The organism is Actinacidiphila sp. bgisy144, from assembly GCF_057708105.1.
The window spans coordinates 133,114-146,838 of record NZ_JBYIRM010000017.1; the positions used below are offsets into that span (position 1 = coordinate 133,114).

A 13,725-nucleotide genomic window follows, 5' to 3' on the forward strand; every position below is an offset into this window, starting at 1 on the left:
GTTGGAGTTGGACAAACTCCAACGTTGGGGTTGTAATGAGCTACGCTGTCCCCATGGCGTGGGACACGGAGCGCACCAAGCGGCTACTGCTCGAAGCCGCCGTCGTTGAGTTCGCGGAGCGGGGCCTCGAAGGGGCGAGCATGGCGGCCATCGCCGAGCGCGCGGGCATCAACAAGGAGCGGCTCTACCGGTACTTCGGCGACAAGGACTCCTTGTTCGACACGGTCCTGGCCGGCGAGATGAACAGGCTGGCCGACGCCGTCGACTGGCCGGGCGGCCAGGAGTTCCAGCACATCGGCGCATACGCCGGACGTCTGTTCGATTACCATACGGAGCACCCGCATCTGGTGCGGCTCCTCCTCCAGGAGGGATTCACCGGCCGGGCCGGTGACGCCGCGGTCCGCGGCGCCAAGTACCGCGCGAAGGTCGAGGTGATCGAGGCGGCTCAGCGCGAGGGCCACATCAGCGACGACATCCCGGCCGACCACCTGTTGTTCATGCTCATCGGGCTGGCCGCCTGGTGGTCGAGCGTTCCCCAACTGGCGACCTTCCTCAGCGGCCGGCCGGCGCAGAGCGAGGACGAGATCAGCCGCCGGCGCAGCTCGGTCGTGCTCGCGGCCGAGCGGCTCGCACTTCGGCACGGAAGGTGAGCCCTCGCCGCCGGTGAGTCCTCCCCGGTGAGCCCTCCTGGGATCGGCTTCCCGGTGCGGGATGCGGGCCCGCGGTCATGGGGCCTCCCGCAGGAGCCGAAGGGTGTCGAGGAGGCTCTGGTAGATCATGACGCCTTCCTCCCAGGGCGCCGCATGGGGGCCGGTGAGCCGGTGCCCCCGGGCGAGGCGGAGCCCGACGGCCTCGGCCAGGGTGGCGGTCATCCGCTTGTGCTGGTTCTCCGGTACGAGCTGGTCCTCGGCGCTGTGGTCCAGGACGACCAGAGGCGGCGCGGTGCCCTCGCGGACCCGTGCGGCGATGGACACCGGGTCGAAGCCGGCCGGGCTGGCGTCCGCCCAGGCGCCCTTGTCCGCCCCGAACGCCCTGGACAGGAACGCTTCGTAGTCGTCGCGGAGGTGGGCGTGGGAGGTGCCCAGGCCCTCGGCCGTCGCGAGGGCGGGCAGGTCGTACAGGCCGTTGAGGCCGAGCAGCGCGGCAGGGCGGGGCGGCTCGGGCAGGTGGCCGAGACCGTGGTGCCGCGGCGGCTGGAGGACGGACTGCAACGCCAGGCAGGCGCCGCAGCTGTGGCCGGACAGGACGTAGGAGCCGTCGGCGAGGCCGAGGGAGCCGAGCAGGGCCAAGCCGTGCAGTACGTCGCTGACGTGCTGCGGATGGACGGCCTCGCGCGCCGGGTCGGTGTGGTTGTCCTTGATCGCGTCGTAAGGAACGGGAGGGTCCTTCATGACGGGAGGAACGGGGTAGTCGATCTGGGAGACGGTGTAGTTGAGGGACGCGATGGCGGTGACCGGCGGCGCCGCCTCGCCGGTGAGCGCGTCGGCGCGGAACGCGTGGGCGACGGCCGGTTCGATCGAGGCGGAGGTGAGCCGCGGGTCGCGCCAGGCGCCGCCGTGGAGGTGTACGAGGTACCGCGGGTGCCGCACCGCGGCGTCGGCGCCGGGCAGGGACGTGACGGGGGTGCCGATGAGCGCGGCGGTTCGCGGGGTCCGCGGCAGGTAGATGCTGAGGTTCTGGAGCCGGTTGGCGTGGGGGAGGTAGGCGACGTCCTTGGCGGCGACGACCGGGACAGGGCGGTCGAGGTGCGGGCTCGCCACCTCGGCGGGCTGCCAGCGGGCCTGCCTGATGTCCTGGGAGGCGGCGACATCCACGCGGTCCGGCGTCATGCCCGTGCCTTCCGGCCGGACATCCAGGTGCCGGGGTCGCTGAGTTCGATGATGGTGCCGACGTTGTCGGTCACGAAGGCGATGCGCTGACCGGTCGCCGGTATCTCCATCGGGCCGCCGATCAGCGGCACATCGAGTTCGTGCAGCCGCGAGACCGCCGCGTCGAGATCCGCCACAGCGAGGCAGAAGTGGTGCAGGCGCGAGGTGTGCATGCTCGTGAGGATGGTGGTCGGAGGCGTGGTCCGGTCCGCCGCGCCCGCGAGAAGCTCGATCTTGACGTCACCGGCGGTGAGGAAGACGAACGTCGTGCCATGTGCCTCGAACCGCTGCTCGACGGCGAAACCGAGGGTGCGCGAGTACCACGCGATGGTGGCGTCGAGGTCCTCGGGCGTGACGGTGATGCCCACGTGGTCGTGGGCGAACGTGAAGGTCATGTCCGCAAGAGTGCTCGGTCGCAGGTCCGCCAACCAGGGAGAGCGGTTCGGTGGGACAGCCGCTACCACCTTCAGGGTCCTGCCGGGGGCGAGAAACCGGCGCCGGGGTGCGGAGACGGGCGTACCCGCTGGTCACAGCGCACCGGCGCGGATCTGCGGCCCGTGCGCCCCCTGCGTCCCAGGAGCCTCGGGTGTCATCCGGTGTGCTGCGGGTAGCCGCAGCACGTTGCCCGGTTTCGCCGAAAGCGCCGACGGAGGTGGCACGAGCGATGAGTTCCGAGACGGTGCTGCGCGCCGGCGGGCGCACCGTGCGCATCGGCCGCGCCGACAAACCGCTCTTCCCCGACGACGGGCTGACCAAGGCCGACCTCGCCCGCTACTACCACGCCGTCGCCCCGCGGCTGCTGCCCCACGTCCGCGGCCGCCCGCTGATGCTCGAACGGCACCCCGACGGCATCGGCAGCGGGTCCTTCATGCAGAAGGACGTGCCGCAGTACTTCCCCGACTGGGTGCACCGCACGACCGTGCCCAAGGAGGGCGGCACCGTCACCCACGCGGTCTGCGACGACACCGCGACCCTGCTGTACCTGGCCGGCCAGGCCACCATCACCCCGCACCGCTGGCTGAGCCGGGCCGACCGCCCGTACTGCCCCGACCGCCTCGTCTTCGACCTCGATCCGCCCGAGGACGACTTCGTCCCCGTACGGGAAGCCGCGCGCCTGCTGCGAGGCCTGCTGGACGAGCTGCGGCTCCCGTGCGCCGTGATGACCACCGGCTCGCGGGGCCTGCACGTCCTGGTGCCCCTGGACCGCCGCGCCCACGCCGACGACGTACTCGCCTTCGCCCGCGACACGGCCGACGTGCTCGCGGACCGCCATCCCGGCGAACTCACCACCCAGCCGAGGAAGCAGGCCCGGCGCGGCCGGCTCTACCTCGACGTCCAGCGCAACGGCTACGCCCAGACCGCCGTGGCCCCGTACGCCGTGCGCGCCCTTGCCGGTGCCCCGCTCGCCATGCCGCTGACCTGGAGCGAGGTGGACGACCCGGCCACCACGGCGAGGCGCTGGACCCTCGACGGCATCGACGAGCGCCTGGCGCAGCCCGACCCCTGGAAGGACCCGGCGCTGACCCGCGGCCGCTCCCTCGCCGCCGCCCGGCGAAGACTCGACCGCCTGCGCGACTGAGCGCCCCCCGCCCTTCCCGTTCAGGCGAGTCGGCGCGGAAGGACACCAACAGAGCGGAAGGACACCAACAGAGAGGACTGTCATGACCGCGTACGGATACTTCCTCTCCTCGGAGGAGTTCGCGCCCCACGACCTGCTGGAGCAGGCGCGGATGGCCGAACAGGCCGGGTTCGAGGCGCTGGCGATCTCCGACCACTTCCACCCGTGGAACGACGAGCAGGGCCAGGGCTCCTTCGTCTGGTCGGTGATCGGCGCCCTGTCCCAGGTCACCTCCCTGCCGATCACCACCCTCGTGACCTGCCCGACCGTCCGGCTGCACCCCGCGATCAACGCGCAGGCCGCGGCCACGGCGGCCGTCCTGACCGGGGGGCGCTTCCGGTTCGGGATCGGCAGCGGCGAGGCGCTCAACGAGCACATCCTCGGCGACACCTGGCCCGAGGCCGCCGAGCGGCTGGAGATGCTCGAGGAAGCCGTACAGGTCATCAGGAGGCTGTCGGCCGGGGAGCGGGTCACCCATCACGGCACCCACTACACGGTGCAGAACGCACGGCTCTACACGGTGCCCGAGCAGCCCGCGCCGCTGTACGTGTCGGGGTTCGGCCCGCAGGCCGCGGCGCTGGCCGGGCGGATCGGGGACGGCTTCGTCACGATGGCGCCCGACGCGGACCTGGTGGAGCAGTTCCGCCGGGCCGGGGGCGGGTCCAAGCCCGTCGTCGGAGGGGTGAAGGTCTGCTGGGACACCGACCGCGAGCGCGCCGTGCGCACCGTGCACCGGCTGTGGCCGAACGAGCAGCTGCCCGGCGAGCTGCCGCAGATCCTGCCCACCCCGGAGCACTTCCGGCAGGCGAGCACGCTGGTCACCGAGGACATGATCGCCGACGCGGTGACCTGCGGCGACGATGCCGACGCCCACGCCGCCACCGCCCGGTCCTACGCCGACGCCGGGTTCGACGAGGTCTACGTCAACCAGATCGGCCCCGACCAGCGGCAGTTCTTCGACTTCTACCGCACCGAGGTGCTGCCCCGCCTGCGCGAGGGCGGCTCCGGCCGCGGCCCCGCGGGCACCCCCGCCTGACCCGATCGCCCACCGACCAGGAGGGACGGACATGAGCGACGAAGCACGCGGAGACGACGTCTACCAGCCCACCGACGACAACGAGGAGCAGCAGGACGCGGCGCCGCTGGACATGGAGGACGCCGTCGGCGAGGACGACTACGACGAGGTGCTCGACAAGGGCTGGTCGCCGCCGGAACGCCCGCTCGCGGTGGAGGGTGCCGGGACGACCGCCCGGGAGCAGCGCGAGGGGGAGAGCCTCGACGAGCGGCTCGCCGAGGAGGTGCCCGACACGGCCGGGGACCCCGGCGGCGGCTTGGGCGACAGCCCGGACGGCGCCGGTGAACCGGTCGATCCGCAGGCGGGCGCGGAGCGCGCCGGACGCCTGCGGTCACCGGGTCAGGGCGCCGAGCGGCCCGTCGACGACGACACCGTCGCCGAGGACGTCGGTATCGACGGCGGCGCCGCCAGCGCGGAGGAGGCCGCCGTGCACCGGGTGGACGACCCCGGCACCGACCGGATGTGACCGGGGGTCAGCCGGGGCGCGGTGTCCCGGTCGGCAGCCGAGTCGGCGCGGCGCCGAGTGGTCAGCGGCCCGGTGCCGGGGCCTGTTCGGCGTCGTGGGCCGTGACCGTGGTGGGGATGACGACGCGGCGGGGCGGCAGGGTCGCGGACGCGTCGGACGCGAGGCGTTCGGCGAGCAGATGGGCGGCGCGCCGGCCGATCTCGTTCGGGTCGTAGTCGACCACCAGGACCGGCACGCTGAGCAGGTCGGCCAGGTCGAAGTTGTCGAAGCCGGCCAGCGTCGCGCGCATCCCGTGGACGCGCAGCGCCCGGTACGCGCCGATGGTGTTGCGGTTGTTCGTGCAGAACATCGCGGTGGGCGGTGCCGGCAGCGCGAGCAGTTCGGTCGCGGCCTGTTCCGCGGAGGCCAGGTCGTCCTGGTCGCGCTTGGCCAGCGCGGTGTCCGGGTCCACACCGGCCTCCAGCAGCGCGGCGCAATAGCCCCGGTAGCGCTCGGAGCCGGTGTACACCGAGGGCGGGTTGCCGAGGAACCCGATCCTGCGGTGGCCGGCGGCCAGCAGCCGGCTGGTCGCCGCGTAGGCGCCGCCGAAGTCGTCGACCAGGACGCAGTCGGCCTCGAAGCCGGTGGGCGGCCGGGCGACCGTCACCACGGGCAGGCCCGATGGGAGTTCCTCGGCCAGGTAGGACTGGTCCACGCCGGCCGGCACGAGGATGATGCCGTCGACCCTGCGTGCGGACAGGTCGCGGACGGCCTCGCGTTCGCGCGCCGCGTCGCCGTCGGTGTTGGTGATCATCACCCGCAGGCCGTCGCCGGCGACGGCCGCCTCGATGCCGAGGGCGAGGTGGGCGTAGAACGGGTTCGCCAGGTTGGTGACGATCAGCCCGATGGTGCCGGTGCGCCGGCCGTGGCGGAAGTTGCGGGCCAGCGCGTTGGGACGGTAGCCGAGTTCGCGGACCGCGGCCTCGACCCGGGCCCGTTTGTCCTCCGACACCCCGGTGTCGCCGCGCAGCACCCGTGACACGGTCATCGCGCTGACGTCGGCCAGTGTGGCGACCTGCTTCATGGTGGGCTGTGCGGCGGTGAGCGGCGCGCGTGGCACGTCTGTCTCCCTCCCTGATCGTTCAACTGAGAATAGTGTCAACGCTCGTGGTCTTCCGATCCGCGCACGGACCTGCATGTGTCCGCGCGCGGCCCGGCACCGCGGTCGGCGTCCGCGCGCGGCCCGGCACCGCGGTCGGCGTCCGCGCGCGGCCCGGCACCGCGGTCGGCGTCCGCGCGCGGCCCGGCGACGTACCAGGCCGCACCCACCAAAGCCGCCTCCTGCACGTGCTCCGCCCGCACCGGCCGCGGCGATTCCGCGCCCCCGGCGAGCAGGCCCGCCGTCAGCGCCGGTCCGATCAGGTCCCACGAACCGGTCATCGAACCGCCGACGACGAGCGCGCCCGCCTCGAAGCGGCGCACCCAGACCGCCAGCACCCGCCCGAGCGCGCCGAAGGCGTCCGTGAGCACCCGCAGGGCGGCGACCTCGCCGCCCCTCGCCGCCGCGGCGATCTCCCGGACGTCCGACCGGCGCCCCGTCGCGCCGGCGTAGGCGGCGGTCAGAGCACGGCGGGAGACGGTGTCCTCCAGCGGGCGGCCGTCGTGCACCAGCAGGTCGACCCGCCCCTGCGGCGGCACCCCGGGCCCTTCGGTGACGGCGGCGCCGTCCGCGAGGAAGGCGGAGCCGACCCCGGTGCCGAGGGTGATGCCGACGACCCGGTCATGGCCGCGCGCGGCGCCCTCGGCCCGCTCCCCGTAGGCGAAGGCCCAGGCGTCGTTGAGGAAGGCCACGTCCGTGCAGGACGGCAGGCCCGCCCGCAGCGCGGCGCCGAGGTCCAGCCCGTCGAGCGCTTCGAACTTTCCGACGCCGTGGTAGCGGGCGATCCCCCGGGCGTAGTCGAAGGGCCCCGGGAGCGCGACCGCCCAGCGCGCTGGGTCCACCGGCCCCAGCTCGCGACCGGCCCGCAGCAGGGCCGCGACGACGGCCTCGGCGGTGCCGTGCGCGTCCAGCGGCGCCCGCCGGGTCGCGACCACCTGCGCGGGACCGGCGCCGCCCACGCGCACCAGCGCCGCCGTCACATGGGTGCCGCCGATCTCCAGCAGCGGTACGGTCAGGCACGCCCCCGGCTGCGCCTGCCCGCTCGGCGGCCCGCCGCAGGCTGCCCCCGGCTCCGCGCTCACTTGACGAACGCCTTCACGACGCGGCTGTCCGCCGACCCGAGACCGGTCACGGTGTAGTCCCCGACCGCTGCCGGTATGACCAGCGTCTCGGCGTAGCCGACGCGGTGCTCGTCGCCTGTCCCGGTCCGCACCAGCACGCCGTCCCCCTCGACCACGTTGACCACGTGGAAGCGCCCGTCGGTGGTGTCGGGGGCGGTGGCTCCGGCCCGCACGGCGAGGCGGTGCACCACGAAGAACATCTCCGGAAGCTCCCCCAGGACCTCCTCGGTCCAGCCTTCGCCCTTGCGCAGCGCCCGCGGCGACTGGACGAGGTCGCGGGCGACGGCCTCGCCGGTGCGGTCGGTGTCGAGGTTGCGGAAGGCGTGTTCCACGTGCACGGCCCGCTGCCGGTCCCGTGCGTCCCGGCGCAGCCAGTCGTAGAACCGCAGGGAGTACAGGTAGGGCGTGGCGCTGACCTCCAGGACGACGTTGCCCGCGCCGCTGCCGTGCGGGGTGCCGCCCGGGATGAGGAAGAGCTGGTGCGGGGTGGCCGGGAAGGTCTGGACGAACTGCTCGATCGGGAACGCGGTGCCGTGGGCGTCGGCGTCGTGCGCCCGGCGGTGGAACTCGGCCACGTCCGCGTCGCCGCGCAGGCCGAGGAAGACGGTGTTCTGCTCGCTGCCCACCATGAGGTAGTACGTCTCGTGCTGGGTGTAGGGCCAGCCGAACACGTCCTTCATGTACTGCGGTTGCGGGTGACAGTGGACCGAGAGGTTCCCGCCGTCGACCGTGTCGAGGTAGTCGAAGCGGATCGGGAAGGACGTGCCGAACATGTCGTGCACCCGCTGCCCCAGGAGGAGTTCGGGGTGGAGTGCCACCAGGAGCTGGAAGGGCAGCTCGACTTCGGCGGCGGGGGTGCCCGCTGCTGTGCCGGCATCCGTGCCGAGCTCCGTGCCGGCGTCCGCGCCGCCCCCCGCACCGTCCGCCCCCGCACCGTCCGCGTCACCGATGAGGATGCCGGACTCGGGCGCGATCAGCTCGTAGCCCAGCGCGGTGTTCGGCCCCTCGGGGTTGAACCCGAGTCCGCGGCGGGCCCACTGGCCGCCCCACGGCGTGGTGTTGAAGGTCGGCCGGGTCCGGAACGGGCGGCGGACCAGGTGCGCGGCCGTCGCCCGCAGCGTCTCGCCGTCGAGGGAGGCGGGCGCGTCCAGGTCCTGGAGGTCGAGCCAGCGGTCGATCCGGTCGGCCAGCCCGTCGCGGTGCCGGTCCAGGACCGGCCAGTCGACGTAGAACAGGCGGCGGGTTTCCGCCGGGCTGCCGGCCGACCGCTGCCCGAGGTTGGTAACGGTACCGGCCGCGACGGCCGCCTCGGTGTAGCGCTTGGGCAGATCCGCGTACCAGAGGGCGTCGTGCGCGACCAGCGCGGCGCCCGTGCCGTAGACGACCGTGAGGCCCGAGCCGCCGCCGACGGTGGGCAGTTCGGCGAAGAAGTCGGCGAGCGACGCCTGCGACAGGGCGGCGAAGTGCGGGTCGTCCGCGAGGACACCGGCCTCCGTGTCCGCCCGGATCTCCTCCCAGGGGGCCAGGTGGTCGCGGATGTCCACGAAGGCCAGGCCGGGGCGGGCTGCCGCGAGCGCGCGGCGCACCGCGTCCCAGTCCACGGCCCAGGGTCCGTCCACGGCGAGCACTCCGGCCGCCGCCGGCACCGCGGCCAGGGCCGCCGCCCAGCCGCGCCGGACCGGCGCGCCCACGGCGCCATAGCGGGGGTTCGGCTGGTAGGGCAGAGCACTGCCGTCCTGATGCACGAAGGACACCTTTCCTCATGACGGGTGGCTGTTCGGCGGCGGCTCGCCGCCGCGGGCCACCGCTTCGGTATCGGTACCATAGCGCTTCCCCATGATGCCCCGACAGGGGGCGCAAGGTGAACCGCCTCTCATCAGGCACAGTTTGATTTCTCGCCGATGAACCCTTGCCTCACCATTTTGTTACCGTTACCTTCGGAGCGACCGTGCACCCGGCAGCCGGCCTCCGGCCAGGGCGCACACGACGGAAGGACAGGTCGATGCAACCTGGCCGCGCTGATCACCGGACGCCGCCCGTCGGCTCGCCGCACCCCTCAGACGGTCCTACGCGCCGCCGGCTGCTCGCCGGGCTCGGCGGACTCACCCTCGCCGCGACGCTCACCGCGTGCGCCCGGGGGAGCTCCACCACGAGCGTGCCCGGGGCGGTGAACCTCTACAACGACAACGCCACCTGGTCCGGCGGGTACGAGAAGGCCGGGGCGGTGCTCAAGCGGCTGTGCGGCTTCGACCTGCGTCCGCTCTCGAACGCCTCCACCACCTCCTACCAGGAGGTGGTCCAGACCTCGGTGCAGACCAACCGGGCCGCGGACGTGGTCAAGTGGGCCTCCGGCTACCCGCTGTACTCCCTGGCCCGCTCCGGCGGCCTCAGCGATCTCAGCGGTCTGTGGCGGGACACCGTGCGCCGCGGCTGGGTCTCGTCCGAGCTGGAGCAGGCGGTCAGCTACGAGGGCAAGGTGTACGGCATCCCGCTGTACCAGTCCTCCTACGTCTTCTTCTACGCCAAGAAGGTGTTCACCCGGTACGGCCTGAACGAGCCGTCCACCTGGGCGGAGTTCACGCACAACGCCGAGGTGCTGAAGAAGAACGGTGTGACGCCCTTCCTCGCCACGCAGAACGGGGTCTGGCCGGCCTTCGAGTGGTTCGAGGAACTCGTCAGCAAGCTGGACCCGGACTTCTACACCCGGCTGATCAACGGCCGGGCCGCGTACACCGACGACGTCGCCGTGGAGGCGATGACGATCTGGCGGGACTTCTACGCGAAGGGGTGGATGACCGCCCCGGACTTCGACGGCGCCAACGGCCCCGCGCAGATGAAGGCCGGCAAGCTGGGGATGTTCCTGCACGGCAGCTGGGAGTCGGCCGCGATCGCGGCGGCCGGCCTGAAACCGGGCGTCGACTACGGCGCCTTCATCATGCCCACGGTGCACGCGGGCACCCGGCCGTCGGTCATCGCCGAGTCGGGTGTGTTCGCGGTGCCCAAGCGGGCCGCGGACCACGCGGGCGCCGTCGCCGCTGTCTCCCACTGGCTCGATCCGCGGGTGCAGCGGGTGTGGTCGGACTTCCTCCAGGACAGTTCGGCGAACCCGACGGTGCGCGCGGCCAACCCCGTGATCGAGAAGGTGCAGCAGGACATCGCGCGCAACCGGCGGACGCTGCTGACCCGTTACAACGAGGCCAGCCCGCCCAACCTCATCCAGGGGAACATCCTCGACCTGGGCAATTTCATGATCCATCCCACAGCGGTCCGCTCCACGCTCGCCTCGATGCGCAAGCGCGCGGACTCCGAGTGGGACATCTGGCGGAAGGGCGGCTCATGAGTGTGACGACCGATTCGATCCGGACCGGGCCCGGCCCGCGGTCCGGCGCCCCGGACGCGCCGCCCGGCCGCGGGAAGCGGGCCGGCGCGCCATGGGGCGAGCGGCTCACAGCAGGAGCGTTCCTGCTGCCGGCCGCCCTGCTGGTCGTGGTGGTGCTGCTGGCGCCCTTCTGCTACACGCTCTACCGGAGCTTCTTCAGCGACTACACCCACTCCACCTTCATCGGGTTCGCCAACTACGGCGACTTCCTCTCCGACCCCAACCTGCTGCGGTCGCTGGAGAACACGCTGATGTGGGTGGGCGGCGCGATCGTGCTGCCCACCGGCATGGGCCTGGTGATCGCGCTGCTCACCGACGCCACCCGGTGGAGCCGCGCCGCGCGGCTGGCCGTGACCATCCCGTACGCGATCTCCGGCTCGGCCGTGGCCGTGGTGTGGAACTTCATGCTCACCAGCGACGGAGCGGTGAACAGCGCGCTGCGCGGGCTGCACCTCGGCGGTCTCGCGGGCAACTGGCTGCTGGAATGGCCCGGCAACACCGTGGTGATGATCATCGCCAGTTCCTGGCAGGCCACCGGGGTCGCGGTGATCCTCTTCATGGTCGGCCTCCAGGGCATCCCGCCGGAGACGGTGGAGGCCGCGGCACTGGACGGCGCGGGTCCCTGGGCGCGGTTCCGCCATGTCGTCCTGCCGCAGCTGCGGCCGGTCACGATCATCGTGATCGGCATGAGCCTGGTCAACGGTCTGAAGGCGTTCGACCTGATCTTCGTCCTCACCCAGGGCGGCCCCGGCCGGGCCACCGAGACGCTCGCGGTGTCCATGTACCAGGAGACCTTCCTGTTCCTGCGGCCCGGCGCCGGTGCGGCCATCGCGGTGCTGCTGACCGTCGTCGTGCTGATCGCGTCGTGGACCTACCTGCGTCGCCAGTTGCCCTCTTCGAGCAAGGTGTGACATGAGCAGAATCGTCCGTAACTGTGTCGTCGTGCTGGTGGCCCTGTTGTGGTTCGTGCCCACCTACCTGCTCCTGGTCAACGGCCTGACGTCCGTGTCGCACTACACCGGCAGCCCGCGCTGGTTCCCCAACAGCTTCGGCCTGTTCGCCAACGTCCGCTCCGCCTGGAAACTCGCCGGCCTCGGCCCCGCGATGGCCAACAGCCTGTACTACGCGGCGGTCAGCTCGGCCGCCGCGGTCCTGCTGGCCTCACTCGCCGCGTTCGCCGCGGCGGTCATGCCGGTACGGCGGCGCACGCTGTGGTTCTGGCTCATCTACACCGGCACCCTGCTGCCCCTCCAGGTCTTCCTGCGGCCCCTGTTCCTCGCCTACGCGAACACCGGCCTGTACGACACCCAGATCGGCATGGTCGTCATCTACGTCGCCATCGCGATCCCGTTCGCCTTCTTCGTGCTGCGCAACTTCGCCGCCGGCCTGCCGCCCGAGGTGATCGAGGCGGCCCGCCTGGACGGCGCCTCGTGGTGGCGGCTGTTCCGGAGCATCTACCTGCCGCTGTCGAGGTCCGCGATGGTCGCCGCGTTCGTCTTCCAGTTCGTCGCGGTCTGGAACGACCTGCTCTTCGGCATCACCCTGGCCACCAGCCGCAACATCCGGCCGGTGATGGCCGCTCTCGCCGACCTCCAGGGCAACTACTCCAACGTGGGCCCGCCGGTGGTACTGGCCGGCGCCCTGGTGGTGTCGCTGCCGACGGTGGTCCTCTTCTTCGCCTCCCAGCGGTTCTTCGTCTCCAGCCTCAAGCTGAACGTCTGACAAGGGGTACTCCCATGGGAAGTCCACGTGCCATCCGTCGTACCGGCCTGCTGCTGACGGTGCTGGCCACCACGGCGACCGGGTTCCTCGCCGCCCCCGCCACCGCAGCCACCGCCGCCGACCACGGCACCGGCCGGCCGCAGACCGACTGGGCCGCCCGCGCGCAGGCGAGCTACACCGCCCTCCAACGCGACCTTTACCTCGGCCCCGCGGGCCACGGCCTCTACCGCGAGTCCACCCCCGCGGCGGCGGGCGCCAACCCGTACTCCTACCTCTGGGAGTTCCGCGAGGCCACGCAGGCGACCCTCTACGTGGCGAACATCCCGCACCCGTCCGGCGCCTCCGAAGCCGACGTGGCCGACCGGTTCGCCGCGCTCGCCCAGTACGCCTCCACCGACCCCGCCCACCCCGGCTACGACTCCTACCTGCCCGCCCCCCTCGGCACCGGCGGCGACCTCTTCTTCGACGACAACGCTGTCGTCGCCCTGTCGTTCCTCACGCAGTACCGCGCGAAGGGCGACCCCGCCATGCTGGCCGGGGCCCGCGCCGCCTTCGCCACCGACACCCGGGCCTGGGACGAGGACACCACCAAGGCGTGCCCCGGCGGCATGCACTGGGTGGAGACCGACGCCAACACCATCCGCGCCGCCAACGTCACGGGCCTGGCCGCCCAACTCGCCGCCGGGCTCTACCAGATCACCCACCAGCCGGCCTATCTCGACTGGGCGCGGCGCGCGTACGACTGGAACCGCGAGTGCCTGCGGCAGTCCGCCGGCCTCTACCAGAACGACCGGGCCGACGACGGCAGCGTCGACACCACGCTGTGGAGCTACAACTCCGGCGCGATGATCGGCACCGCCACCGAGCTGTACCGGGCCACCGGCGAGCGCGCCTACCTCGACCAGGCGGTCCAGGACGCCGACGGCGCGCTGGCCTACTGGACCGCGGACGACCGCCTCTACCAGCAGCCGGCCGTCTTCAACTCCTTCCTCTTCCAGGACCTGCTGCTGCTGGACTCCCAGCACCACGACCCGCGCTACCGGGCGGTCCTGAGCGCGTACGCCGACCGGCTGTGGGCCGACAACCGCGACCCGGCCACCGGCCTGTTCCGCTTCCAGGCCGGCAACGGCGGCGCACCCGACCCGGCCCAGCCGGTCGGCACGCTCAACCAGGCCGCGGCGGTGCAGCTCTTCTCCCTGCTGGCGTGGAGCCCGAAGGACTACGACCGCACCAGCTGAACGACCGCGCCCGGCCGGCCCGTCGCTGACCCGTTGCCGGCCGGGCCCCCGTCGGACCCGCCGCACCGCTCCACCGCCCCGCCCCCCGATCACGCCCCGC

The 13,725-nt window shown here is 72.6% G+C and carries 13 protein-coding genes; 8 read left to right on the forward strand and 5 right to left on the reverse strand.

The window, feature by feature from the left end:
• Window positions 1-53: 53 nt before the first annotated feature.
• Window positions 54-650, forward strand: coding sequence for a TetR/AcrR family transcriptional regulator (locus AC3EVP_RS20715; protein WP_435131671.1), 597 nt, complete (start codon window positions 54-56; stop codon window positions 648-650).
• Window positions 651-725: 75 nt separating this feature from the next.
• On the opposite strand, the gene AC3EVP_RS20720 is transcribed toward AC3EVP_RS20715, so the two are convergent.
• Entirely contained in the window at window positions 726-1,829 is a 1,104-nt protein-coding gene (locus AC3EVP_RS20720) for a hypothetical protein (protein ID WP_435131672.1), read from the reverse strand.
• Window positions 1,826-2,263: a VOC family protein gene (locus tag AC3EVP_RS20725; RefSeq protein WP_435131673.1), complete on the reverse strand. Its 438-nt coding sequence runs from the start codon at window positions 2,261-2,263 to the stop codon at window positions 1,826-1,828. Before AC3EVP_RS20725 ends, AC3EVP_RS20720 begins: the two co-directional genes overlap by 4 nt.
• 269 nt (window positions 2,264-2,532) lie before the next feature.
• On the opposite strand from AC3EVP_RS20725, the gene ligD reads away from it, so the two are divergent.
• The 3 genes from ligD (at window position 2,533) to AC3EVP_RS20740 (ending at window position 5,027) form a co-directional block, all read left to right on the forward strand.
• Window positions 2,533-3,447 carry a non-homologous end-joining DNA ligase gene (gene ligD / locus AC3EVP_RS20730; RefSeq protein ID WP_435131675.1) on the forward strand — a complete coding sequence of 305 codons (915 nt, stop codon included), beginning with the start codon at window positions 2,533-2,535 and terminating at the stop codon, window positions 3,445-3,447.
• Window positions 3,448-3,529: 82 nt separating this feature from the next.
• Window positions 3,530-4,522, forward strand: a complete 993-nt coding sequence (locus AC3EVP_RS20735) for a TIGR03557 family F420-dependent LLM class oxidoreductase (protein WP_435131676.1) — start codon at window positions 3,530-3,532, stop codon at window positions 4,520-4,522.
• A gap of 31 nt (window positions 4,523-4,553) precedes the next feature.
• Complete coding sequence (locus tag AC3EVP_RS20740) at window positions 4,554-5,027, forward strand: DUF5709 domain-containing protein (protein ID WP_435131677.1); 474 nt, start codon at window positions 4,554-4,556, stop codon at window positions 5,025-5,027.
• A gap of 61 nt (window positions 5,028-5,088) precedes the next feature.
• Here the strand turns inward: AC3EVP_RS20740 and AC3EVP_RS20745 are convergent, their stop codons facing one another.
• The 3 genes from AC3EVP_RS20745 to AC3EVP_RS20755 form a co-directional block, all read right to left on the reverse strand.
• Window positions 5,089-6,090 (reverse strand): LacI family DNA-binding transcriptional regulator, encoded by a 1,002-nt coding sequence (locus AC3EVP_RS20745; protein ID WP_435131758.1) that lies wholly within the window; start codon window positions 6,088-6,090, stop codon window positions 5,089-5,091.
• Window positions 6,091-6,164: 74 nt separating this feature from the next.
• A complete protein-coding gene (locus AC3EVP_RS20750) occupies window positions 6,165-7,247 on the reverse strand; it encodes an ROK family protein (protein ID WP_435131678.1) in 1,083 nt (360 codons plus the stop codon).
• Window positions 7,244-9,040 carry a class I mannose-6-phosphate isomerase gene (locus AC3EVP_RS20755; RefSeq protein ID WP_488179814.1) on the reverse strand — a complete coding sequence of 599 codons (1,797 nt, stop codon included), beginning with the start codon at window positions 9,038-9,040 and terminating at the stop codon, window positions 7,244-7,246. The genes AC3EVP_RS20750 and AC3EVP_RS20755 overlap by 4 nt, the downstream gene beginning before the upstream one ends.
• A 248-nt stretch (window positions 9,041-9,288) precedes the next feature.
• Here AC3EVP_RS20755 and AC3EVP_RS20760 point away from each other — a divergent pair, with 248 nt between their 5' ends.
• From AC3EVP_RS20760 to AC3EVP_RS20775, 4 genes are read left to right on the forward strand one after another with little or no spacing between them, the layout of a single operon-like run.
• On the forward strand, window positions 9,289-10,626 hold the full coding sequence (locus AC3EVP_RS20760) for an ABC transporter substrate-binding protein (protein WP_435131681.1): 1,338 nt from the start codon (window positions 9,289-9,291) through the stop codon (window positions 10,624-10,626).
• The gene (locus tag AC3EVP_RS20765; protein ID WP_335983731.1) at window positions 10,623-11,576 is read left to right on the forward strand and encodes a carbohydrate ABC transporter permease; all 954 of its coding nucleotides are present in this window, start codon (window positions 10,623-10,625) and stop codon (window positions 11,574-11,576) included. Before AC3EVP_RS20760 ends, AC3EVP_RS20765 begins: the two co-directional genes overlap by 4 nt.
• A gap of 1 nt (window position 11,577) precedes the next feature.
• Entirely contained in the window at window positions 11,578-12,387 is an 810-nt protein-coding gene (locus AC3EVP_RS20770; RefSeq protein WP_435131682.1) for a carbohydrate ABC transporter permease, read from the forward strand.
• 14 nt (window positions 12,388-12,401) lie between these two features.
• Window positions 12,402-13,625: a glycoside hydrolase family 76 protein gene (locus AC3EVP_RS20775; protein ID WP_435131683.1), complete on the forward strand. Its 1,224-nt coding sequence runs from the start codon at window positions 12,402-12,404 to the stop codon at window positions 13,623-13,625.
• Window positions 13,626-13,725: the final 100 nt, after the last annotated feature.

Coding starts and splice junctions, on each gene's coding strand:
- AC3EVP_RS20715 (WP_435131671.1), top strand. CDS start 54: ATGGCGTGGGACACGGAGCGCACCAAGCGGCTACTGCTCGAAGCCGCC.
- AC3EVP_RS20720 (WP_435131672.1), bottom strand. CDS start 1,829: ATGACGCCGGACCGCGTGGATGTCGCCGCCTCCCAGGACATCAGGCAG.
- AC3EVP_RS20725 (WP_435131673.1), bottom strand. CDS start 2,263: ATGACCTTCACGTTCGCCCACGACCACGTGGGCATCACCGTCACGCCC.
- ligD (WP_435131675.1), top strand. CDS start 2,533: ATGAGTTCCGAGACGGTGCTGCGCGCCGGCGGGCGCACCGTGCGCATC.
- AC3EVP_RS20735 (WP_435131676.1), top strand. CDS start 3,530: ATGACCGCGTACGGATACTTCCTCTCCTCGGAGGAGTTCGCGCCCCAC.
- AC3EVP_RS20740 (WP_435131677.1), top strand. CDS start 4,554: ATGAGCGACGAAGCACGCGGAGACGACGTCTACCAGCCCACCGACGAC.
- AC3EVP_RS20745 (WP_435131758.1), bottom strand. CDS start 6,090: ATGAAGCAGGTCGCCACACTGGCCGACGTCAGCGCGATGACCGTGTCA.
- AC3EVP_RS20760 (WP_435131681.1), top strand. CDS start 9,289: ATGCAACCTGGCCGCGCTGATCACCGGACGCCGCCCGTCGGCTCGCCG.
- AC3EVP_RS20765 (WP_335983731.1), top strand. CDS start 10,623: ATGAGTGTGACGACCGATTCGATCCGGACCGGGCCCGGCCCGCGGTCC.
- AC3EVP_RS20770 (WP_435131682.1), top strand. CDS start 11,578: ATGAGCAGAATCGTCCGTAACTGTGTCGTCGTGCTGGTGGCCCTGTTG.
- AC3EVP_RS20775 (WP_435131683.1), top strand. CDS start 12,402: ATGGGAAGTCCACGTGCCATCCGTCGTACCGGCCTGCTGCTGACGGTG.